The following is a 19,351-nucleotide window of genomic DNA, read 5'->3' on the forward strand; positions in this document are numbered from 1 at the left end:
ATAACCCTGTGGGAGCGGGCTTGCCCGCGAAAAGAACGACGCAATTCACGATCAAGGCGCCGGGTTAGGCTGCTCCTGATGAATCGCCTCGATCGCCGCCAGTAACTCATCACTGAGTACCAGGTCGGTGCTCGCCAGGTTGCTGTCCAACTGTTCCAGGCTGGTCGCGCCAATGATGTTGCTGGTCACGAACGGCTGGCGAGTGACGAACGCCAGGGCCATCTGCGCCGGATCCAGGCCATGCTCGCGGGCCAGCTGCACATACCGGCTGCAGGCTGCGACGGTCTGCGGATTGGAGTAGCGGGAAAAGCGGCTGAACAAGGTCAGGCGGCCTTGCGCCGGCCGCGCGCCATTTTCGTATTTACCCGAGAGCATGCCGAACGCCAGTGGCGAGTAAGCCAGCAGGCCGCATTGTTCGCGAATCGCCACCTCGGCCAGGCCCACCTCGAAACTGCGGTTGAGCAGGTTGTAGGGGTTCTGGATCGACACCGCCCGTGGCCAGCCACGGCTCTCGGCCAGGTGCAGGAACTTCATCGTGCCCCACGGCGTTTCGTTGGACAGGCCAATGTGGCGGATCTTGCCGGCGCGCACCTGCTCATCGAGCACCTCAAGCGTTTCTTCCAGCGGCGTGAAGTGATCCTGCGGCAGATGCTGGTAGCCCAATTTGCCGAAGAAGTTGGTGCTGCGCTCTGGCCAGTGCAACTGGTACAAGTCGATGCGGTCGGTCTGCAGGCGTTTGAGGCTCTCATCCAGGGCAGCGACGATGTGCTGGCGGTTGTGCTTGAGCTGGCCATCGCGGATATGGCTGATGCCGTTGCCGGGGCCGGCGACCTTGCTGGCGAGGATCCACTGGTCGCGATCGCCGTTGGCTGCGAACCAATTGCCGATGATTCGCTCGGTGGCGGCGTAGGTCTCCGGGCGCGGCGGCACCGGATACATTTCGGCGGTGTCGATGAAGTTGATTCCGCCGCTCTTGGCCCGGGCGATTTGCTCGAAGGCCTGGGCCTGATCGTTCTGCTCGCCCCAGGTCATGGTGCCCAGGCACAGGGCGCTGACGTTGAGGTCGGTACGGCCGAGCTTGCGATGTTCCATGCGGGTGCGTCTCCTCGGGAAATAAGCCATCAAATCAGGTTGAATTTTTTTGCGCAATCTGGATAATTCTGCACCTCTGCGTTCTGCGGAAGTGATGCACCGCCTTACGAGAGTAACCCCGCCGAATATTGGACGTGCCCGACCCGAGCCCCCAATAGCGTCCGTATCCGGCTGCGCGCTTGCTTGTCAAGCTGTGCACTATCCAGTAAGATTCGCCGTCTATTTTTCGCTGGGCGGCCTCTGAGGCTTTAGAGATAATGAAAACTTTTACTGCTAAACCAGAAACAGTAAAGCGCGACTGGTTCGTCGTCGACGCCGCTGGTCAGACCCTGGGTCGTCTGGCTACCGAAATCGCTCGTCGTCTGCGTGGCAAGCACAAAGCTGAATACACCCCTCACGTTGACACCGGCGACTACATCGTCGTTATCAACGCCGAGCAGGTACGTGTCACTGGTGCCAAAACTACTGACAAGATGTACTACTCCCACTCCGGCTTCCCAGGTGGCATCAAGGAAATCAGCTTCGACAAGCTGATCGCCAAAGCCCCTGAGCGTGTCATCGAGACCGCGGTCAAAGGCATGCTGCCTAAGAACCCGCTGGGTCGCGACATGTACCGCAAGCTGAAAGTGTACGCGGGTGCTGCTCACCCACACACTGCTCAGCAGCCTCAAGAACTGAAGATCTAACGGGATAGTTCATTATGTCGGCGACTCAAAATTACGGCACTGGCCGTCGCAAGACCGCAACCGCTCGCGTTTTCCTGCGTCCAGGTACCGGTAACATCTCCATCAACAACCGTCCTCTGGACACCTTCTTCGGTCGCGAAACCGCTCGCATGGTTGTTCGCCAGCCGCTGGAGCTGACCGAGAACGTGGCCAAGTTCGACATCTATGTCACCGTTTCCGGTGGTGGTGTTAGCGGTCAAGCCGGTGCGATCCGTCACGGTATCACCCGCGCTCTGATGGCCTACGACGAAACCCTGCGTGGCGCTCTGCGTCGTGCTGGCTACGTCACCCGCGACGCTCGTGAAGTTGAGCGTAAGAAAGTGGGTCTGCGTAAAGCGCGTAAGCGTCCTCAGTACTCCAAGCGTTAATTTCGCTTCGGCAGTCGAAAAAAGCCCGGTTCTTTGGAACCGGGCTTTTTTTATGTCTTGAACTAACCTGTCAGCATGTCCGTGACCACTTGCCACATAGACGCAGATCAAGCAAAGAGAGGGTTATAGCCCGGCCGGGGGGTAATCACCTTGTCAGTGTGTGGATTTGTTTCTTACCATGGCGACCAAAATTTAGTGCCACAGACTTAACTAAATACAGGCCTGATCCAACAGGCCAAAAGCAGCTGATGGGAGAGGACTGAATGAGTAATGACGGCGTCAACGCAGGCCGGCGCCGCTTCCTCGTAGCCGCCACGTCCGTGGTGGGTGCAGCGGGGGCTGTGGGGGCTGCGGTACCGTTCGTGGGGTCATGGTTTCCCAGTGCCAAGGCGAAAGCCGCAGGTGCACCGGTGAAGGTCAATATTGCCAAGGTTGAGCCGGGCCAGCAGATGGTTGCTGAGTGGCGCGGTCAGCCGGTATTCATCGTGCGGCGAACGCAGGAGATTCTGGGGAATCTGCAGAACATCGCCGGCGAGCTATCCGATCCTGAATCGAAGGCGTCAGCGCAGCCGACCTATGTCGACCCGCAAACGCGTTCGATCAAGCCAGAAATTCTCATCCTCGTGGGCCTGTGTACCCACCTGGGCTGCTCGCCGACCTTCCGCCCTGAAGTCGCACCGGCTGACCTCGGTCCGAAGTGGGTCGGTGGCTACTTCTGCCCTTGCCATGGCTCCCACTACGACCTCGCGGGTCGCGTCTATAAATCGCAACCTGCGCCTCTCAACCTGCCAGTGCCTCCGCACTCATACGAGACGGACGACATCATCGTCATCGGCGTCGATCAGGAGAACGCATGATGAGCAAGTTCATGGACTGGATTGATGCTCGCTTCCCCGCCACCAAGATGTGGGAAGACCACCTGAGCAAGTATTACGCGCCCAAGAACTTCAACTTCCTGTACTTCTTCGGCTCCCTGGCACTGCTGGTGCTGGTCAATCAGATCGTGACCGGTGTCTGGCTGACCATGAGTTTCACTCCCTCGGCGGAAGAGGCGTTCGCCTCGGTCGAGTACATCATGCGCGATGTCGAGTACGGCTGGATCCTGCGCTACCTGCACTCCACCGGTGCCTCGGCGTTCTTCATCGTGGTCTACCTGCACATGTTCCGTGGGCTGCTCTACGGCTCCTACCAGAAGCCACGTGAGCTGGTCTGGCTGTTCGGCATGCTGATCTACCTGGCACTGATGGCCGAGGCCTTCATGGGCTACCTGCTGCCGTGGGGGCAGATGTCCTACTGGGGCGCCCAGGTGATCATCTCGCTGTTCGGCGCGATTCCGCTGATCGGCGATGACCTGACCCAGTGGATCCGTGGTGACTATCTGATTTCCGGTATCACCCTGAACCGCTTCTTCGCCTTGCACGTGATCGCCTTGCCGATCGTGATCCTCGGCCTGGTGGTACTGCACATCCTGGCGCTGCATGAAGTGGGTTCGAACAACCCCGATGGCGTCGACATCAAGAAGAAAAAAGACGAAAACGGCATTCCGCTGGATGGCATTCCGTTCCACCCGTACTACACCGTCAAGGATATTGTCGGCGTGGTGGTGTTCCTCTTCGTGTTCTGCGCCGTGGTGTTCTTCTTCCCGGAAATGGGCGGTTACTTCCTGGAAAAACCGAACTTCGAACAGGCCAACGCGTTCAAGACCCCCGAGCACATCGCTCCGGTCTGGTACTTCACGCCGTTCTACGCGATCTTGCGTGCGGTGCCTGACAAGCTGTTCGGCGTGATCGCCATGGGCGCCGCCATCGCTGTGCTGTTCGTGTTGCCCTGGCTCGACCGCAGTCCGGTGCGCTCGATGCGCTACAAGGGCTGGTTGAGCAAGATCTGGCTACTGGTGTTCTGTGTGTCCTTCGTCATCCTTGGCATCCTCGGTGTGCTGGCGCCTACGCCGGGTCGGACCTTGCTTTCGCAGGTCTGCACCGTGCTGTATTTCGCCTACTTCCTGCTGATGCCGTTCTACACCAGGCTTGAGAAGACCAAACCGGTTCCGGAAAGGGTGACTGGCTGATGAAAAAGCTTATTGCAGTATTGTTCCTGGCTGTGATGCCTGCCTTGTCCTTTGCCGCGGAACACGGCCTGGAGCTGGACAAGGTCGATGTCGATCTGACCGACAAAGCCGCCCTGCAAGATGGTGCGCGCACTTTCGCCAACTATTGCATGGGGTGCCACAGCGCCAAGTTCCAGCGTTACGAGCGGGTGGCGGATGATCTGGATATTCCACATGAGCTGATGCTGGAGAACCTGGTGTTCACCGGGGCCAAGATCGGCGATCACATGAAGATCGGCATGCAGCCGGACGACGCCAAGACCTGGTTCGGCGCAGCGCCACCGGACCTGACCCTGGTCGCCCGGGTGCGTGGCAACGATTGGCTGTACTCTTACCTGCGCAGCTTCTACGAGGACAAGTCGCGGCCTTATGGGGTCAACAACAAGGTCTTCCCTAACGTCGGCATGCCTAACGTGCTGGTCGGCTTGCAGGGTAACCAGGTGATTGGCTGCAAACAGGTGCAGAGTGTGGTCGATGGCAAGAAGCAGTACGACCCGCTGACAGGCAGCCCATTGACCCATGAAGCGTGTGACCAGCTGACCATCGAGCCGAAATCCGGTACCCTGACTCCCGAGCAGTTCGACGAGAAGGTCAAGAACCTAGTGACCTTCCTGGCCTATTCGGCCAACCCGGTCAAACTGGAGAGCCAGCGCATTGGTACCTATGTGTTGCTGTACCTGGCTTTCTTCTTCGTGTTCGCCTACTTGCTCAAGCGCGAATACTGGAAGGACGTGCACTGATCACGCAGTAATTTCTGGTTAGTTGAACGCGCCCTGGGGCGCTCCCCGCAGCTGCGGAGAGCCTCCCAGGGCGCGTTTGCATTTCAGTTTCACGAGCATCCCATGCGAGGAGGCGCTTCATGGGCGTAACCAACAGGTTAGCCTGCTATTCCGATCCCACTGATCACTACTCTCACCGGGTGCGCCTTGTGCTCGCCGAGAAGGGCATCAGTGTGCAGATCATCGACGTCGATCCTGGTCGTCTGCCACCCAAGCTGGTTGAAGTGAACCCCTATGCCAGCGTACCGACCTTGGTCGACCGCGATTTGGCGTTGTACGAATCGACCGTGGTCATGGAATACCTCGATGAGCGTTATCCACATCCGCCGCTGATGCCGGTCTATCCGGTCGGGCGCGGCAACAGCCGCTTGCTCATGCATCGCATCCAGCGTGACTGGTGCGCACTGGCCGATGTGTTGCTCGACAAGCGTAGCGCCGAGGCTGCCCGCACCCAGGCGCGCAAAGAGCTGCGTGAGAGCCTGACGGGCGTTGCGCCGCTGTTTGGCGAGATGGCCTGCTTCATGAGTGAGGAGCAAAGCCTGGTCGATTGTTGTCTATTGCCCATACTCTGGCGCTTGCCGGTAATGGGTATCGAATTGCCGCGGCAAGCCAAGCCGCTGCTTGATTATATGGAGCGACAGTTTGCTCGTGAGCCTTTCCAGGCGAGCCTGTCTGCTGCTGAACGTGAAATGCGCAAGCTTTAAGGAGCCGTTGATGAACTCCAGTCGCCCCTATCTGGTTAGAGCACTGTACGAGTGGATCGTCGACAACGATTGCACGCCCCATATGCTGGTCAACGCCGAGTACCCGGCCGTCCAGGTGCCTCAGGGCTTCGCCAGTGATGGCCAGATAGTTTTGAATATTTCCCCCAGTGCAGTGCGTAGCCTGCACATGGACAACGAGGCGGTGAGCTTTGAAGGTCGCTTTGGTGGGGTTGCCCATTCGTTGTATGTGCCGATCAGCGCGATCCTCGGGATCTACGCCCGAGAGAATGGCCAGGGCATGGTCTTCGAGCTGGAGCCGCCATTGAGCGATGATGAAGATGAGTTCGAAGAAGAAGGTGTCGAGCCAGATGACGATGGTCCGCCAGAGGGTGGCGGGCAGCCGCCGCGCCCGAGCGGCCGGCCGAGTCTGAAGGTGGTCAAGTAACGAAAAAGGCGATCCGTGATGGATCGCCTTTTTTGTGTTGCCGCGTCTGACCTGTCGCGGAGCAGGCCCGCTCCTGCACGCTGGTAGCGGGCTGCCGTGCTATCACAGGTCGCTGATGGTGCGAACCTGGTCCTTGTTGATGCGAGTGCGCTTGCCGTCCAGTTGCTCGAACTCGTAGAAGCCTGAGTTACGGTCGTAGTGCGGTTGGTCCACGGCCTGGATTTCGCGGCCATCGTTCAGGGTGATCAGGCTCGGGGTGGAGCAGCCGGCCAGGGTGGCGCAGGCGCCGATCAGCAGGGCGGGCAGCAGGTACTTGTTCATGCGGTGTTTCCTGAGTTGTCGAGGTGTAAGCACCGCGGGGTAAGTCCGCTCGCACGCGAGTGCTCAGAGCAAGGGCGCGTGGGAGCGGGCTTGCCCCGCGATGGTAGTGGCTGATCAGTCGATGTATTCGAACAGCTTGACGATCTTCTGCACGCCAGAGACGCCCTGCACCACGTTGGTGGCGGCATTGGCTTCGTTTTGGGTGACCAGGCCCAGCAGGTAGACGATACCGTTTTCGGTGATCACCTTGATCCGCGAGCCAGGGACGTTGGCGTCACCGAGCATCGAGGCCTTGATCTTGGTGGTCAGCCAGGCATCGTTGTTGCGCGCCAGGATCGACGAGGGCTGCATCACCTGCAGCTCGTTGTGGACCTTCTTGACCCGTTGCACCTGGCCTGCGGTCTGCTCGGCGAGGCTCTTGAGGTCGGCGCGTGGGGTCTGGCCGGCCAGCAGTACAACACCGTTGTAGCTGCTCACGACAATGTGCGAACCCTTGTCCAGGTCAGGGTTGGCCTTGGCGACGTTGACCGAGACCTTGGTCTCGATCAGCGAGTCGTCGATCTTGCTGCCGATGGTACGGGTGCCGCGATCATCCTCGATGGGGTTGTCGCGGGTCGAGGTCAGGACCGAGCTGCAGCCGGAGATGCTCAGGCACAGGGTCAGGGCCATCAGGCCGAAACGCTTGGGGATCATTCTTCACTCCCGAACAGTTGGCTGTCGATCAGATCGCACAGGCAGTGGATCGCCAGCAGGTGGACTTCCTGGATCCGCGCGGTGACCGTCGAAGGCACGCGGATCTCTACATCTTCGGGCAGCAGCAGCGAGGCCATGCCACCGCCGTCGCGCCCGGTCATTGCTACGACAATCATTTCGCGGTCATGTGCGGCCTGGATCGCTTGTATCACGTTGGCCGAGTTACCGCTGGTGGAAATCGCCAGCAGTACGTCGCCGGGCTGGCCCAGGGCGCGGATCTGCTTGGAGAAGACTTCGTTGTAGCTGTAGTCGTTGGCGATCGAGGTAATCGTCGAGCTGTCGGTGGTCAAGGCGATCGCCGGCAGGCTCGGGCGTTCGCGCTCGAAGCGGTTGAGCAGCTCGGAGGAGAAATGCTGGGCGTCGCCGGCCGAGCCGCCGTTGCCGCAGGCGAGCATCTTGCCCTCGTTGAGCAGTGCATTGACCATGACCATGCTGGCATGTTCGATGTGCGGTGCCAGGATGTCCATTGCCTGTTGCTTGGTGTCGATGCTGGCCTGAAACAGCCGGCGAATTCGGGATTGCATGTCCATCTGGTGTGACCTTAAGAGGGGCGGTGGCCTTTGCTACGCGCAACAGGGACCAGCCCGCGAAACATAGAGCAAAAAATTCGGAATGGGTTCAGCATTCGAAGGCGTTTTGCAGCCATTGCAGCGGTTGGCCTGCGTGGCCACTGCCTTGCAGAGCGACTACATCGAAGCGGCAGGGATGATTGGCCCAGCGGGACTCCTTCTGCAGGAACAGGTTGGCGGCTAGCGCCAGTCGCTTCTGCTTGCGCCCGTCGATGCTACCGAGGGCGCCGCCGAAGTCCGCGTGCAGCCGGTAGCGGACTTCGACGAATACTACTGTATCGGTGTCGAGCATGACCAGATCAAGCTCACCACCCTTGCATCGCCAGTTACGCGTGACTAGCTGCAAACCTTGCCCTCGAAGGTACTCGAGGGCTTGGTCTTCAGCGGCTTGGCCGGCGCGGCTGGGCGATGCGTCGGGCATTAGCGCGGGGTGTCCGGCAGGCGCTTGACCTGGCCGCCAGCAAACTCTGCCCACGGCAGTTGACGTTCAACCCGCTGGTTGGCATTCATGCTCAGGCTGCCCGACAGGCCTTCGACGCGGTTGTCCGGCAGAGCCTTGAGTTGGCCCAGGCGTGGCGCCAGGCTGTAGGCATCGACGCCCATGGCATACAGGCGACCCAGGCTGCCGGCAGCTTGCGGCCACTGCTGGACCACTTGCTGGCGCAAGCTGTTGCTGCTGTCGAGCAGCCATGGCGTTTCGCAGAAGCGGATGCCGGTCATGTCGTTGTACTGGTTGACATCACCGCTGGCGCTGTACAGGTTGGACGTGGCATAGACCGGTACGTCCCCGGCGTACTGGAAGTTCAGGGTCGGCTTGATCTGCTGGGCCTGCTGCGGCGTCGAGGCGAGGAAGATGAAGTCGATGTCCTGGCGGCGCGACGGCTGGGCGGCGATGTTGCCACCGACAGTGCTCTGCAGGCTCTTGGCGCGGCCTTCGCTCTGGCGCAGCTGGAACAGCTCGGCAATCTGTTGGGCCAGGGCAATCGGCTGGGCGATGCGCTCGGCGGCCAGCAGGGTGCCGCCATTGGCTTCCCAGTCCTTGCGGAAGGCGGCCAGTACGCGGTCGCCCCATTCGCCGCTAGGCACCAGGGCGACGGCGCGAACCATGCCATCGGCACGGGCGCGGCGCGAGACTTCGCGGGCTTCGTCTTCAGCAGCCAAGCCGAACTGGAACAGTTGTGGCGGGGCTTTCTGGCCAGCGTCGGCGTAGTTCAGGGCCAGGGTAGTGATCGGCAGCTGCGGGTAGGCGGCGAGCTTCTTCACCAGCGGCTTCTCCAGCGGGCCGATGACCAGTTGCACGCCAGCGGCCTGGGCCTGACGGTAGAAGTCGTCCAGCGAGCTGATGCGCGAGCTGTCGAACACCTGCACCGCTGGCACCGCTTGACCGGATTGCTGGGCCTGGAAGTGGGCAGCCATGAAGCCATCTCGCAGGGCGCGGGCGACACCGGCCAGTTGGCCTTCCTGGGGCAGCAGCAGGGCGATCTTGGTCAGGGGTTGGCTGGCCAGTTCCTTGAGCTTGACCAGCGCGGTCGGCAGTTGCTTGGCCGCTGGGTGCTCTGGGTTCTGAGTGCGCCAGGTATCGATGGCGGCCTGTTGTTGCTCCAGGGTGCCTGCGCTTTTCACTGCCAGGGCCAGGCTGGTCCAGCCGGCCAGGGTTTGATCGGTGCTCGGTTGCAGTTGCTCGGCTGGCAACGCGGCGACCAGTGCCCAGATCGCGTCATTGTTGGCGCTGGCGGCCTGACCGCTGAGCAGTGGCGTCAGCGCTACGCGCTGCTGGGCGGCGGCGAGGGTCTGGCCATCGGCCTCCAGCGCCGCGGCGTGCACGCTATAGGTGCGCACCTGTTGCTCTTCGGGCAGCTCGCCAAGGCGCTGCAGGCTCGGGTGGGCGAGGGCGGTCAGGGCGGCCTTGGGCTGGTTACGGCTCATGGCCAGTTCAGCGCTGAGCGTGCTGGCGAACACTTGCTGGGCAGGCTTGAGTGGATCCAGTGGCACCTGCTCGAGAATGCGTGCGGCGCGTGGGTAGTCCTTCTGCTTGTAGGCAAGGTCGGCGGCGCTCAGGCGCAGCAGCGCGGCGTCCTCCGGCGACTTGCTGTTGGCTGCCTTGTCGAGCAGCTGCTCGATGCTGGCATCCGGGGTGCGCGGGAGTTCGCCCAGGCTGGATGAGGGCGAGCTGGCGCAAGCTGCCAGCAGGGCAGCGAGGCAGAGGGCTGTAAGCAGCCGCAGGCAAGCGATCATGTAAAGGTCCTGTTACTCGATCAAGTTGGCCGGCAATTGTACCCAACCGCTGGCCGGGGCGCGATGTTGCTGATGCTGAACCTTCACTATAGGTCGCTTGAGGGCGTGCGCCGGTGAAGTTCATTGCGCCCTATTGCCAAGGCTCGGGCTACAATGGCGCCTTTGATCCGAAAGACAGGTGTGCGCAGTGACAGATGTAGCAGGGGCTTCGAAATCCACCACCGGTACGCTGTACGTCGTCGCCACGCCTATCGGCAACCTCGACGATATGAGCGCGCGGGCGCTCAAGGTATTGGCCGATGTTGCCCTGATCGCTGCCGAGGACACTCGCCACTCGGTGCGCCTGATGCAGCATTTCGGTATCGATACCCCGCTGGCTGCCTGTCATGAGCACAACGAGCGTGACGAAGGTGGGCGCTTCATTACCCGGCTGCTGGCGGGTGACGATGTGGCGCTGGTCTCCGATGCGGGCACGCCGCTGATCTCCGATCCGGGTTATCACCTGGTGCGCCAGGCGCGTGCCGCCGGGGTCAAGGTGGTGCCAGTGCCGGGCGCTTGCGCGCTGATCGCGGCGTTGTCCGCGGCCGGGCTGCCGTCTGACCGATTCATTTTCGAAGGCTTCCTGCCGGCCAAGACCGCCGGGCGTCGCGCTCGCCTGGAGCAGGTCAGGGAAGAGCCGCGCACGCTGATTTTCTATGAAGCACCGCACCGTATTCTTGAGTGCCTCGAAGATATGGAGGCAGTGTTCGGTGCTGATCGTCCGGCGTTGCTGGGGCGTGAACTGACCAAAACCTTCGAGACCCTCAAGGGTTTGCCCCTGGGTGAGCTACGCGCATTCGTCGCTGGCGACAGCAACCAGCAGCGTGGCGAGTGCGTGGTGCTGGTGGGCGGATGGAGTGCGCCAGAAGATGAGCAGGCGATCAGTAACGAGGCACAGCGGGTACTGGATCTGCTGTTGGCTGAGTTGCCGCTCAAGCGTGCGGCTGCTTTGGCGGCAGAAATTACCGGCGTGCGGAAAAACCTGCTTTATCAGGCCGCGCTGGAAAAGCAGAAAGCCCAATAATGGCTTACTGATATTCAATTGAGTGTTTCGAATTATTTGCCGGCGCCCGAACAGGCGTGCTGGGCGATCAGCCGTAAAGCGCGCTCGGCTTGGCGATATAGCTGCTATATCACTTGTTCTTGAGCGCGCCTGCCGTTAACCTTGTCGGCGGAGAGTCGATCGGACAGTCGCTGCCTTCTTTTGTTCCGCAAAAGAGGGGGGAGGAAAGTCCGGGCTCCATAGGGCAGAGTGCCAGGTAACGCCTGGGAGGCGCGAGCCTACGGAAAGTGCCACAGAAAATAACCGCCTAAGCACTTCGGTGCCGGTAAGGGTGAAAAGGTGCGGTAAGAGCGCACCGCACGTCTGGCAACAGTTCGTGGCTAGGTAAACCCCACTCGGAGCAAGACCAAATAGGGTTCCATTAGGCGTGGCCCGCGTCGGAACCGGGTAGGTTGCTAGAGGCGTCCAGTGATGGCCGTCGTAGAGGAATGACTGTCCTCGACAAAACCCGGCTTACAGGTCGACTCTCCACCTCTCCCTCCCTGCTTGAATCGATAGCAGGAACGCATTGGTAATACCGAAAAAATCTTACTCTTAATAAATCACTTTAACTTCGCACTCTATCCGACTGAGTGTGCGCGATTTTTTTCCTCAGATTTACCTGCTGATACTCCTTCTTCCTCTCATTGTTACGCTAAATCGCCGTCCTGTAAGGGATTTCCCTACGAGCGTGCCTTGACGGTGTGGCGGGCGGATTCCTATAGTGTGCGCAAGTGGCAGAAAGTGGGATGAAGTGGGTTTTCTGACACAAAAACGCTAACATTGTGGGGAATCGCAGCCGTGTTCCGCGGAGCCAACGCCGTCAGCCTCGATGCAAAGGGCAGACTCGCCATGCCGAGTCGGTACCGTGACGAGCTCGATTCGCGTTGCCAAGGGCAGTTGATCGTGACCATTGATGCGGTCGATCCCTGCATTTGCGTATACCCCCTCGATGAGTGGGAACAGATAGAAGCCAAGTTGCGCGCCTTGCCGTCGTTGCGTGAGGAAAACCGCCGCCTCCAGCGTTTGCTGATCGGTAATGCGGTTGACCTGGAGCTCGATGGCAGTGGGCGTTTCCTGGTGCCGCCCCGCCTACGTGAATACGCCAAGCTCGACAAGAAGGCGATGTTGGTGGGGCAGCTGAACAAATTCCAGCTGTGGGATGAGGATGCCTGGAACGCAGTTTCGGCAGCCGATCTTGCAGCTATCCAACAACCGGGCGCCATGCCTGATGAATTGCGTGACCTGATCCTGTGACGATAGATAGCGGCTTCAACCACATCACCGTGCTACTCGACGAAGCTGTCGAGGCACTGGCCCTGCGCGACGATGGTTGCTATCTCGATGGCACCTTCGGCAGGGGTGGTCACAGCCGCCTGATTCTCAGCAAGTTGGGGCCGCAGGGCCGGCTGCTGGGGTTCGACAAAGATCCACAAGCGATTGCTACTGGGCAAGCGCTGGCGGCCGAAGACGGCCGCTTCGTCATTGTGCAGCGCAGCTTTGCCGAGCTGGGCCAGGAAGTGGCCGAGCGCGGCCTGGCGGGCAAGGTCAGTGGCGTGCTACTTGACCTGGGCGTGTCCTCGCCGCAGCTCGATGATCCTGAGCGCGGCTTCAGCTTCCTCAACGACGGCCCGCTGGACATGCGCATGAACCCTGCCCAGGGCATCAGTGCTGCCGAGTTCATTGCCACTGCCCCGGTCGAAGAAATCGCCCGCGTCTTCAAGGAATATGGCGAAGAGCGTTTCTCCGGACGTATGGCCCGTGCCGTGGTCGAGCGCCGCGAAAAACAGCCGTTCACCCGTACCGCCGACCTTGCCGAAGTGCTCAAGGTCGCCAACCCAGCCTGGGAAAAAGGCAAGAACCCGGCAACCCGCGCCTTCCAGGGTCTGCGGATTCACGTCAACAACGAACTGGGCGATCTTGAAGCCGGTCTTGAAGCTGCGCTCGATGCGCTGCAAGTCGGTGGCCGCCTGGTAGTGATCAGCTTCCACTCGCTGGAAGACCGTATCGTCAAGCTGTTCATGCGCAAGCTGGTCAAGGGCGAGGCAGACAACTTGCCGCGCAACCTGCCGGTGCAGCACAAAGTCTTCGAGCCGAAGATCCGCTTGATCGGCAAGGCGCAGTTCGCCTCCGATGCCGAGCTCAAGGCCAACCCGCGGGCGCGCAGCGCCGTCATGCGGGTGGCGGAGAAGTTGCGGTGAGCCGGCTATTTGCCAAACCTTTGCCAGGCGGTAGCTTCCTGATGCTCCTGCTGTTTGTCGGTGTGCTGGTTTCAGCGATCGCCGTGTCCTACAGCGCGCACTGGAACCGCCAGTTGCTCAATACCCTGTACGGCGAACTGAGCGAGCGCGACAAAGCCCAGGCCGAATGGGGCCGGTTGATTCTTGAGCAAAGCACCTGGACTGCCCACAGCCGCATCGAGAGCCTGGCCAGCGAGCAGTTGAAGATGCGCGTGCCTGCCGCTGACGAAGTGCGGATGGTGGCGCCATGATGAAGCTCGAAGGCGCACTCTACCCCTGGCGCTTCCGCGTCGTGATCGCTTTGCTGGCAGTGATGGTCGGCGCCATTTGCTGGCGGATCATCGATCTGCAGGTGGTCGATCGTGCCTTCCTCAAGGGTCAGGGCGATGCGCGCAGCCTGCGTCATATCCAGATTCCGGCACACCGCGGGCTGATCACCGACCGCAACGGCGAGCCGCTGGCGGTGAGTACCCCGGTCACCACCTTGTGGGCCAACCCCAAGGAAATGCAGCCTTACAAAGACCGTTGGGCGCAATTGGCTGCCGTGCTCGGGCAAAACCCGCAGCAATTGACCGAGCGTCTTACTCAGCAGGCCAACAAAGAATTCATCTACCTGGTGCGCGGCCTCACCCCAGAGCAAGGCCAGCAAGTGCTGGACCTGAAAGTCCCGGGTGTCTACGGCATGGAAGAATTCCGCCGTTTCTACCCGGCCGGTGATGTCACCGCGCATATGGTTGGCTTTACCGACCTGGACGACCACGGCCGCGAAGGGGTGGAGCTGGCCTACGACGAATGGCTGGCCGGAGTGCCCGGCAAGCGCCAGGTGATCAAGGACCGGCGCGGCCGGTTGATCAAAGACATCCAGGTAACCAAAAACGCCAAGGCCGGAAAGACCTTGGCGTTGTCGATAGACCTGCGCCTGCAATACCTGGCTACCCGCGAGCTGCGTAATGCCATCGCCGAGCAGGAAGCCAAGGCCGGCAGTCTGGTGATCATGGACGTCAAGACCGGCGAAGTGCTGGCCATGGTCAACCAGCCGACTTACAACCCGAACAACCGCCGCAGCATGTTCCCGGCCGCCATGCGCAACCGGGCGATCATCGATGTATTCGAGCCAGGCTCGACAGTCAAGCCGTTGTCGATGAGCGCCGCCCTGCAAAGCGGGCGCTGGAAGCCGACCGACAAGGTCGAGGTCTATCCGGGCAGTCTGCAGATTGGCCGCTACACCATCAAGGACGTGTCACGCAGCGAAGGCCCGATTCTCGACCTGACCGGCATCCTGATCAACTCGTCCAACGTAGGCATGAGCAAGATCGCCTTCGATATCGGCGGTGAAGCCATCTACCGAGTCATGTCGCAGCTGGGCCTGGGGCAGTACACCGGCCTGGGCTTCCCCGGCGAGCGCGTAGGGAACCTGCCTAACCACCGTGAGTGGCGCAAGGCCGAGACTGCGACCCTGTCGTACGGCTACGGCCTGTCGGTCACCGCGCTGCAACTGGTGCACGCCTACGCCGCCCTGGCCAACGACGGCAAGATGGTGCCTCTGAGCATCGTCAAGGTCGACAAGACCCCTGAATCTACGCAAGTGGTGCCCAAGGAGACCGCCGAAACCATCCAGGGCATGCTCCAGCAGGTCATTGAAGCGCCGCGCGGTGTATACCGGGCACAGGTGCCGTTCTATCACGTCGGTGGCAAGTCCGGTACCGCGCGTAAAGCGACCGTCGGCTCTAAGGGCTACACCGAAAACGCCTACCGTTCGCTGTTCGCCGGCTTCGGTCCGATGAGCGATCCGCGTTATGCGATCGTCGTGGTCATCGATGAGCCGAGCAAGGGTGGTTACTTCGGCGGCCTGGTCTCGGCGCCGGTCTTCAGCAAAGTGATGTCGGGCACCCTGCGCCTGATGAACGTACCGCCAGACAACCTGCCGCCGCCTGCACCCGCAACGCCTGCCGCGCCGCAGCAGGTCAACGCCGCAGTCGCCAAAGGAGGGCGTGGTTGATGACGATGCCACTGAGCAAGCTGTTCGCCCATGCCAGCCGCGATCCGCTGATCCGCGAATTGACCCTGGACAGCCGCGCCGTGCGTCCAGGCGACCTGTTCCTGGCTGTGCCAGGGGCCAAAGTCGACGGTCGCGACCACATCGCCGATGCCTTGGCCCGTGGCGCTGCGGCGGTCGCCTATGAAGAGCAGGGCGCAACCGTACTGCCGATCACTGACGCGCCGCTAATCCCTGTCAAAGGCTTGATCGCCCAACTGTCGGAGATTGCCGGGCGCTTCTATGGCGAGCCGAGCCGTCAGCTCAATCTGATCGGCGTCACCGGCACCAACGGCAAAACCAGTGTTACCCAACTGCTGGCGCAGGCGCTCGATGCGTTGGGTCAGCGTTGCGGGCTGATTGGTACGCTCGGCACCGGATTCTACGGCGAGCTGCAGAGCGGTCGCTTGACCACGCCTGACCCGATTGCCGTGCAGGCGACCCTGTACGACCTGAAGAAAGCCGGTGGCAAGGCCGTGGCCATGGAAGTCTCGTCGCATGCGCTGGAGCAGGGCCGGGTTGCCGCGCTCGCCTTCGACATCGCGGTGATGACCAACCTGTCGCGTGACCACCTGGACTACCACGGCAGCATGCAGGCTTATGAAGCGGCCAAGGCCAAGTTGTTCGCCTGGCCTAACCTGCGCGCCCAAGTGGTCAACCTGGACGATGAGTTCGGTCGTCGCCTGGCGGCCGATTTCGCCCGCAAGCCGGCTGCCGATCACGTCGAAACGCGGCTGCTCAGCTACAGCTTGGAAAACCCCGAGGCGTCGTTGTTCTGCCGCGAAGCCAAGTTCGACGACGATGGCGTGCATGCCATCCTGGTGACGACGCAAGGTGAAAGCATCCTGCGCAGCCAGCTGCTGGGGCGCTTCAACCTGAGCAACATGCTCGCGGCGGTCGCCACTCTGCTCGCCCTGGACTACTCGCTCGACGAAGTCCTCAAGGTCACAGCGAAACTGCAAGGCCCGGTCGGGCGCATGCAGCGTCTGGGCGGCGGCGACAAGCCGTTGGTCGTGGTCGACTACGCGCACACCCCCGACGCCTTGGAAAAAGTCCTCGAAGCCCTGCGCCCACATGCTCATGGCAAGCTGCTGTGCCTGTTCGGCTGCGGTGGCGACCGTGACCGTGGCAAGCGTCCACTGATGGCCGAAGTGGCCGAGCGCCTGGCTGATCGCGTGCTGGTCACCGACGACAACCCGCGTACTGAAGATCCTGCGCTGATCTTCGACGATATCCGCCCTGGCTTCGCTCAGCCTGGTGCGGTCGAATTCGTCGCCGGCCGTGGCGCGGCCATTGCCCACCTGATCGCTACCGCTGCGGCCGACGATGTCATCGTCCTGGCCGGCAAGGGGCACGAGGACTACCAAGAGATCAACGGCGAGCGCCACGATTTCTCCGACTTGGTCGAAGCCGAAAAGGCACTAGCAGCCTGGGAGGCTCCACATGCTTAAGCCCATGATCCTCAGCCAACTGACGGCGCCACTGCAAGCGCGCCTGGTGGGCACTGACATCAGCTTCAGCGGAGTCAGTATCGACAGCCGCACGGTCACCGGTGGCCAGCTGTTCGTCGCGCTCGCCGGGCCACGTTTCGATGGTCACGATTACCTGACCGACGTGAAGGCCAAAGGCGCCGTGGCGGCCTTGGTCGAGCGCGAGGTTGCCGATGTCGATCTGCCGCAGCTGGTCGTCGCCGACTGCCGCCTGGCTCTCGGTCAGCTCGGTGCGCTGAACCGCGCCGCCTTCGACAAGCCGGTCGCAGCCATCACCGGTTCCAGCGGCAAGACCACGGTCAAGGAACTGCTGGCCGCCATCTTGCGCACGCGCGGGCCGGTGCTGGCTACCCGTGGCAACCTCAACAATGATCTCGGTGCGCCGCTGACCCTGCTGGAAATCGGCGTCGAGCACACGGCGGCAGTGATCGAGCTGGGCGCTTCGCGCATCGGCGAGATCCGCTACACCGTTGGCCTGACCCGGCCGCAGGTGGTCATCATCAATAACGCCGGCACTGCCCATGTCGGTGAGTTCGGTGGTCCGGAAAAAATCGTCGAAGCCAAGGGCGAGATCCTTGAGGGCCTGGGCGAGGGCGGCACGGCCATTCTCAACCTGGACGACAAGGCCTTTGCGATCTGGCAAAAACGCGCCGGCAGCCACGCCATCCTCAGTTTTGCCATGGCTAACAGCCAGGCAGATTTCCACGCCAGCGATGTCGGTCGCGATGAGCGCGGTTGCCCATCGTTCACCCTGCACGGTCCGGCCGGTTCGGTCCCGGTGCAGTTGAACCTGCTCGGCACCCACAACGTCAGCAATGCCCTGGCCGCGGCCGCCGCCGCGCATGCCCTGGGGGTCAGCCTGCCGGGGATCGCCGCTGGCCTGAACGCGGTGCAGCCGGTCAAGGGACGTACCGTGGCGCAAGTCGCGCCCAATGGCGTGCGGGTAATCGACGACAGCTACAACGCAAATCCCACCTCGATGTGCGCCGCCATTGATATACTCGCCGGCTTTTCCGGACGCACCGTCCTGGTGCTCGGGGATATCGGCGAACTGGGTCAATGGGCGGAGGAAGGCCACCGGCAGGTGGGCGACTACGCACGCGGCAAGGTCGACGCCTTGTATGCGGTAGGGACCAACATGACACATGCGGTCAGGGCGTTCGGCGCCAATGGCCGTCATTTCGCTACTCAAGCTGAGCTGATCGACGCCGTTCGCGGTGAGAACGCCAGCGACACCACTATCTTGATCAAGGGCTCGCGCAGCGCTGCGATGGAAAACGTCGTGGCGGCCTTGTGCGGTGCCAGCGGGGAGAAACATTAATGCTTTTGCTGTTGGCTGAGTATCTGCAGCAGTTCCACAAAGGCTTCGCGGTCTTCCAGTACCTGTCCCTGCGCGGGATCCTCGGGGTGCTGACTGCGTTGTCGCTGTCGCTGTGGCTGGGCCCGTGGATGATTCGTACCCTGCAAATCCGTCAGATCGGTCAGGCTGTGCGCAATGACGGCCCGCAATCGCACCTGTCCAAGTCCGGCACCCCGACCATGGGCGGTGCCTTGATCCTGTCTGCCATCGCCATCAGCACCTTGCTCTGGGCTGACCTGACCAACCGCTATGTCTGGGTGGTGCTGATCGTCACCCTGCTGTTCGGCGCCATTGGCTGGGTCGATGACTACCGCAAGGTGATCGAGAAGAACTCGCGTGGCCTGCCGAGCCGCTGGAAGTACTTCTGGCAATCGGTGTTCGGCCTGGGTGCGGCAATCTTCCTCTACATGACTGCGCCGACCAGCGTCGAGACCACGCTGATCGTGCCGTTCGTCAAGGACCTGACCATCCCCCTGGGGATCGGCTTCGTGGTGCTGACCTATTTCGTCATCGTCGGTTCGAGCAACGCGGTCAACCTGACTGACGGCCTCGATGGGCTGGCGATCATGCCGACGGTGATGGTCGGCGGTGCACTGGGCATCTTCTGCTACCTGTCGGGTAACGTGAAGTTCGCCGAGTACCTGTTGATTCCGTACGTGCCGGGCGCGGGCGAGCTGATCGTGTTCTGCGGCGCGCTGATCGGTGCGGGCCTGGGCTTCCTCTGGTTCAACACCTATCCGGCCCAGGTATTCATGGGCGACGTCGGCGCACTGGCGCTGGGCGCAGCGCTTGGCACCATCGCGGTGATCGTGCGCCAGGAAATCGTGCTGTTCATCATGGGCGGTGTGTTCGTCATGGAAACCCTGTCGGTGGTGATCCAGGTCGCCTCCTTCAAGTTGACCGGCAAGCGCGTGTTCCGCATGGCACCGATCCACCACCACTTTGAACTCAAGGGTTGGCCTGAGCCACGGGTGATCGTCCGCTTCTGGATTATCACGGTGATTCTGGTGCTGATCGGCCTTGCAACCCTGAAACTGAGGTAGACGA

At 61.5% G+C, this 19,351-nt stretch carries 21 protein-coding genes and 1 other RNA gene; 16 read left to right on the top strand and 6 right to left on the bottom strand.

What is annotated here, in order from left to right:
- Positions 1 to 51: 51 nt before the first annotated feature.
- Positions 52 to 1,092 carry an NADP(H)-dependent aldo-keto reductase gene (locus tag ACI2JX_RS10960; protein WP_264236479.1) on the bottom strand — a complete coding sequence of 347 codons (1,041 nt, stop codon included), beginning with the start codon at positions 1,090 to 1,092 and terminating at the stop codon, positions 52 to 54.
- Positions 1,093 to 1,349: 257 nt separating this feature from the next.
- Between ACI2JX_RS10960 and rplM the strand changes: the two genes are divergently transcribed.
- The 7 genes from rplM to ACI2JX_RS10995 all read left to right on the top strand — a co-directional run bounded on the left by rplM (position 1,350) and on the right by ACI2JX_RS10995 (position 6,220).
- Positions 1,350 to 1,778, top strand: coding sequence for a 50S ribosomal protein L13 (gene rplM, locus ACI2JX_RS10965; protein WP_186553852.1), 429 nt, complete (start codon positions 1,350 to 1,352; stop codon positions 1,776 to 1,778).
- Positions 1,779 to 1,792: 14 nt separating this feature from the next.
- Entirely contained in the window at positions 1,793 to 2,185 is a 393-nt protein-coding gene (gene rpsI, locus ACI2JX_RS10970; RefSeq protein ID WP_186553853.1) for a 30S ribosomal protein S9, read from the top strand.
- Positions 2,186 to 2,448: 263 nt separating this feature from the next.
- Entirely contained in the window at positions 2,449 to 3,042 is a 594-nt protein-coding gene (petA, locus tag ACI2JX_RS10975) for a ubiquinol-cytochrome c reductase iron-sulfur subunit (RefSeq protein ID WP_368972602.1), read from the top strand.
- A complete protein-coding gene (locus tag ACI2JX_RS10980; RefSeq protein ID WP_186553993.1) occupies positions 3,042 to 4,253 on the top strand; it encodes a cytochrome bc complex cytochrome b subunit in 1,212 nt (403 codons plus the stop codon). The genes petA and ACI2JX_RS10980 overlap by 1 nt, the downstream gene beginning before the upstream one ends.
- Complete coding sequence (locus tag ACI2JX_RS10985) at positions 4,253 to 5,032, top strand: cytochrome c1 (RefSeq protein WP_264236481.1); 780 nt, start codon at positions 4,253 to 4,255, stop codon at positions 5,030 to 5,032. The genes ACI2JX_RS10980 and ACI2JX_RS10985 overlap by 1 nt, the downstream gene beginning before the upstream one ends.
- Before the next feature lie 119 nt (positions 5,033 to 5,151).
- On the top strand, positions 5,152 to 5,775 hold the full coding sequence (locus tag ACI2JX_RS10990; RefSeq protein ID WP_186553856.1) for a glutathione S-transferase N-terminal domain-containing protein: 624 nt from the start codon (positions 5,152 to 5,154) through the stop codon (positions 5,773 to 5,775).
- 10 nt (positions 5,776 to 5,785) lie between these two features.
- Positions 5,786 to 6,220, top strand: a complete 435-nt coding sequence (locus tag ACI2JX_RS10995) for a ClpXP protease specificity-enhancing factor (RefSeq protein ID WP_264236482.1) — start codon at positions 5,786 to 5,788, stop codon at positions 6,218 to 6,220.
- A gap of 102 nt (positions 6,221 to 6,322) precedes the next feature.
- Here ACI2JX_RS10995 and ACI2JX_RS11000 read toward each other — a convergent pair whose 3' ends face one another.
- From ACI2JX_RS11000 to ACI2JX_RS11020, 5 genes are all read right to left on the bottom strand, one after another.
- On the bottom strand, positions 6,323 to 6,541 hold the full coding sequence (locus ACI2JX_RS11000) for a YgdI/YgdR family lipoprotein (RefSeq protein ID WP_186553858.1): 219 nt from the start codon (positions 6,539 to 6,541) through the stop codon (positions 6,323 to 6,325).
- A gap of 114 nt (positions 6,542 to 6,655) precedes the next feature.
- A complete protein-coding gene (locus ACI2JX_RS11005) occupies positions 6,656 to 7,234 on the bottom strand; it encodes a BON domain-containing protein (protein ID WP_264236483.1) in 579 nt (192 codons plus the stop codon).
- Positions 7,231 to 7,824 (bottom strand): phosphoheptose isomerase, encoded by a 594-nt coding sequence (locus tag ACI2JX_RS11010; protein ID WP_186553860.1) that lies wholly within the window; start codon positions 7,822 to 7,824, stop codon positions 7,231 to 7,233. Before ACI2JX_RS11010 ends, ACI2JX_RS11005 begins: the two co-directional genes overlap by 4 nt.
- A gap of 88 nt (positions 7,825 to 7,912) precedes the next feature.
- Positions 7,913 to 8,284, bottom strand: coding sequence for a YraN family protein (locus ACI2JX_RS11015; RefSeq protein ID WP_186553861.1), 372 nt, complete (start codon positions 8,282 to 8,284; stop codon positions 7,913 to 7,915).
- Positions 8,284 to 10,098, bottom strand: a complete 1,815-nt coding sequence (locus tag ACI2JX_RS11020; RefSeq protein ID WP_264236485.1) for a penicillin-binding protein activator — start codon at positions 10,096 to 10,098, stop codon at positions 8,284 to 8,286. The genes ACI2JX_RS11015 and ACI2JX_RS11020 overlap by 1 nt, the downstream gene beginning before the upstream one ends.
- Positions 10,099 to 10,285: 187 nt before the next feature.
- Here ACI2JX_RS11020 and rsmI point away from each other — a divergent pair, with 187 nt between their 5' ends.
- From rsmI to mraY, 9 genes are all read left to right on the top strand, one after another.
- On the top strand, positions 10,286 to 11,161 hold the full coding sequence (gene rsmI, locus ACI2JX_RS11025; protein ID WP_368972605.1) for a 16S rRNA (cytidine(1402)-2'-O)-methyltransferase: 876 nt from the start codon (positions 10,286 to 10,288) through the stop codon (positions 11,159 to 11,161).
- Between the two features lie 151 nt (positions 11,162 to 11,312).
- An RNA gene (rnpB, locus tag ACI2JX_RS11030) (RNase P RNA component class A) lies at positions 11,313 to 11,672 on the top strand.
- A gap of 308 nt (positions 11,673 to 11,980) precedes the next feature.
- Positions 11,981 to 12,436, top strand: a complete 456-nt coding sequence (mraZ, locus tag ACI2JX_RS11035; protein WP_186553864.1) for a division/cell wall cluster transcriptional repressor MraZ — start codon at positions 11,981 to 11,983, stop codon at positions 12,434 to 12,436.
- A complete protein-coding gene (rsmH, locus tag ACI2JX_RS11040) occupies positions 12,433 to 13,380 on the top strand; it encodes a 16S rRNA (cytosine(1402)-N(4))-methyltransferase RsmH (RefSeq protein ID WP_392464703.1) in 948 nt (315 codons plus the stop codon). Before mraZ ends, rsmH begins: the two co-directional genes overlap by 4 nt.
- Positions 13,377 to 13,670 (top strand): cell division protein FtsL, encoded by a 294-nt coding sequence (gene ftsL, locus ACI2JX_RS11045; protein ID WP_027594009.1) that lies wholly within the window; start codon positions 13,377 to 13,379, stop codon positions 13,668 to 13,670. The genes rsmH and ftsL overlap by 4 nt, the downstream gene beginning before the upstream one ends.
- Positions 13,670 to 15,418: a penicillin-binding protein 2 gene (locus ACI2JX_RS11050; RefSeq protein WP_264236551.1), complete on the top strand. Its 1,749-nt coding sequence runs from the start codon at positions 13,670 to 13,672 to the stop codon at positions 15,416 to 15,418. The genes ftsL and ACI2JX_RS11050 overlap by 1 nt, the downstream gene beginning before the upstream one ends.
- Positions 15,418 to 16,905, top strand: coding sequence for a UDP-N-acetylmuramoyl-L-alanyl-D-glutamate--2,6-diaminopimelate ligase (locus tag ACI2JX_RS11055; RefSeq protein ID WP_404690077.1), 1,488 nt, complete (start codon positions 15,418 to 15,420; stop codon positions 16,903 to 16,905). Before ACI2JX_RS11050 ends, ACI2JX_RS11055 begins: the two co-directional genes overlap by 1 nt.
- Positions 16,898 to 18,265 carry a UDP-N-acetylmuramoyl-tripeptide--D-alanyl-D-alanine ligase gene (murF, locus tag ACI2JX_RS11060; RefSeq protein WP_404690078.1) on the top strand — a complete coding sequence of 456 codons (1,368 nt, stop codon included), beginning with the start codon at positions 16,898 to 16,900 and terminating at the stop codon, positions 18,263 to 18,265. Before ACI2JX_RS11055 ends, murF begins: the two co-directional genes overlap by 8 nt.
- Complete coding sequence (gene mraY, locus ACI2JX_RS11065) at positions 18,265 to 19,347, top strand: phospho-N-acetylmuramoyl-pentapeptide-transferase (protein WP_264236490.1); 1,083 nt, start codon at positions 18,265 to 18,267, stop codon at positions 19,345 to 19,347. The genes murF and mraY overlap by 1 nt, the downstream gene beginning before the upstream one ends.
- The last annotated feature ends 4 nt before the right edge of the window (positions 19,348 to 19,351 follow it).

The sequence above is a fragment of the Pseudomonas sp. NPDC088890 genome (assembly GCF_044900155.1).
In the GTDB taxonomy this organism is placed as follows: Bacteria; Pseudomonadota; Gammaproteobacteria; order Pseudomonadales; family Pseudomonadaceae; genus Aquipseudomonas; species Aquipseudomonas urmiensis.

What these genes read in the sequence shown, in the direction of transcription:
- ACI2JX_RS10960 (WP_264236479.1), bottom strand. Translation starts at nt 1,092, where the DNA reads ATGGAACATCGCAAGCTCGGCCGTACCGACCTCAACGTCAGCGCCCTG.
- rplM (WP_186553852.1), top strand. Translation starts at nt 1,350, where the DNA reads ATGAAAACTTTTACTGCTAAACCAGAAACAGTAAAGCGCGACTGGTTC.
- rpsI (WP_186553853.1), top strand. Translation starts at nt 1,793, where the DNA reads ATGTCGGCGACTCAAAATTACGGCACTGGCCGTCGCAAGACCGCAACC.
- petA (WP_368972602.1), top strand. Translation starts at nt 2,449, where the DNA reads ATGAGTAATGACGGCGTCAACGCAGGCCGGCGCCGCTTCCTCGTAGCC.
- ACI2JX_RS10980 (WP_186553993.1), top strand. Translation starts at nt 3,042, where the DNA reads ATGAGCAAGTTCATGGACTGGATTGATGCTCGCTTCCCCGCCACCAAG.
- ACI2JX_RS10985 (WP_264236481.1), top strand. Translation starts at nt 4,253, where the DNA reads ATGAAAAAGCTTATTGCAGTATTGTTCCTGGCTGTGATGCCTGCCTTG.
- ACI2JX_RS10990 (WP_186553856.1), top strand. Translation starts at nt 5,152, where the DNA reads ATGGGCGTAACCAACAGGTTAGCCTGCTATTCCGATCCCACTGATCAC.
- ACI2JX_RS10995 (WP_264236482.1), top strand. Translation starts at nt 5,786, where the DNA reads ATGAACTCCAGTCGCCCCTATCTGGTTAGAGCACTGTACGAGTGGATC.
- ACI2JX_RS11000 (WP_186553858.1), bottom strand. Translation starts at nt 6,541, where the DNA reads ATGAACAAGTACCTGCTGCCCGCCCTGCTGATCGGCGCCTGCGCCACC.
- ACI2JX_RS11005 (WP_264236483.1), bottom strand. Translation starts at nt 7,234, where the DNA reads ATGATCCCCAAGCGTTTCGGCCTGATGGCCCTGACCCTGTGCCTGAGC.
- ACI2JX_RS11010 (WP_186553860.1), bottom strand. Translation starts at nt 7,824, where the DNA reads ATGGACATGCAATCCCGAATTCGCCGGCTGTTTCAGGCCAGCATCGAC.
- ACI2JX_RS11015 (WP_186553861.1), bottom strand. Translation starts at nt 8,284, where the DNA reads ATGCCCGACGCATCGCCCAGCCGCGCCGGCCAAGCCGCTGAAGACCAA.
- ACI2JX_RS11020 (WP_264236485.1), bottom strand. Translation starts at nt 10,098, where the DNA reads ATGATCGCTTGCCTGCGGCTGCTTACAGCCCTCTGCCTCGCTGCCCTG.
- ACI2JX_RS11050 (WP_264236551.1), top strand. Translation starts at nt 13,670, where the DNA reads ATGAAGCTCGAAGGCGCACTCTACCCCTGGCGCTTCCGCGTCGTGATC.
- ACI2JX_RS11055 (WP_404690077.1), top strand. Translation starts at nt 15,418, where the DNA reads ATGACGATGCCACTGAGCAAGCTGTTCGCCCATGCCAGCCGCGATCCG.
- murF (WP_404690078.1), top strand. Translation starts at nt 16,898, where the DNA reads ATGCTTAAGCCCATGATCCTCAGCCAACTGACGGCGCCACTGCAAGCG.
- mraY (WP_264236490.1), top strand. Translation starts at nt 18,265, where the DNA reads ATGCTTTTGCTGTTGGCTGAGTATCTGCAGCAGTTCCACAAAGGCTTC.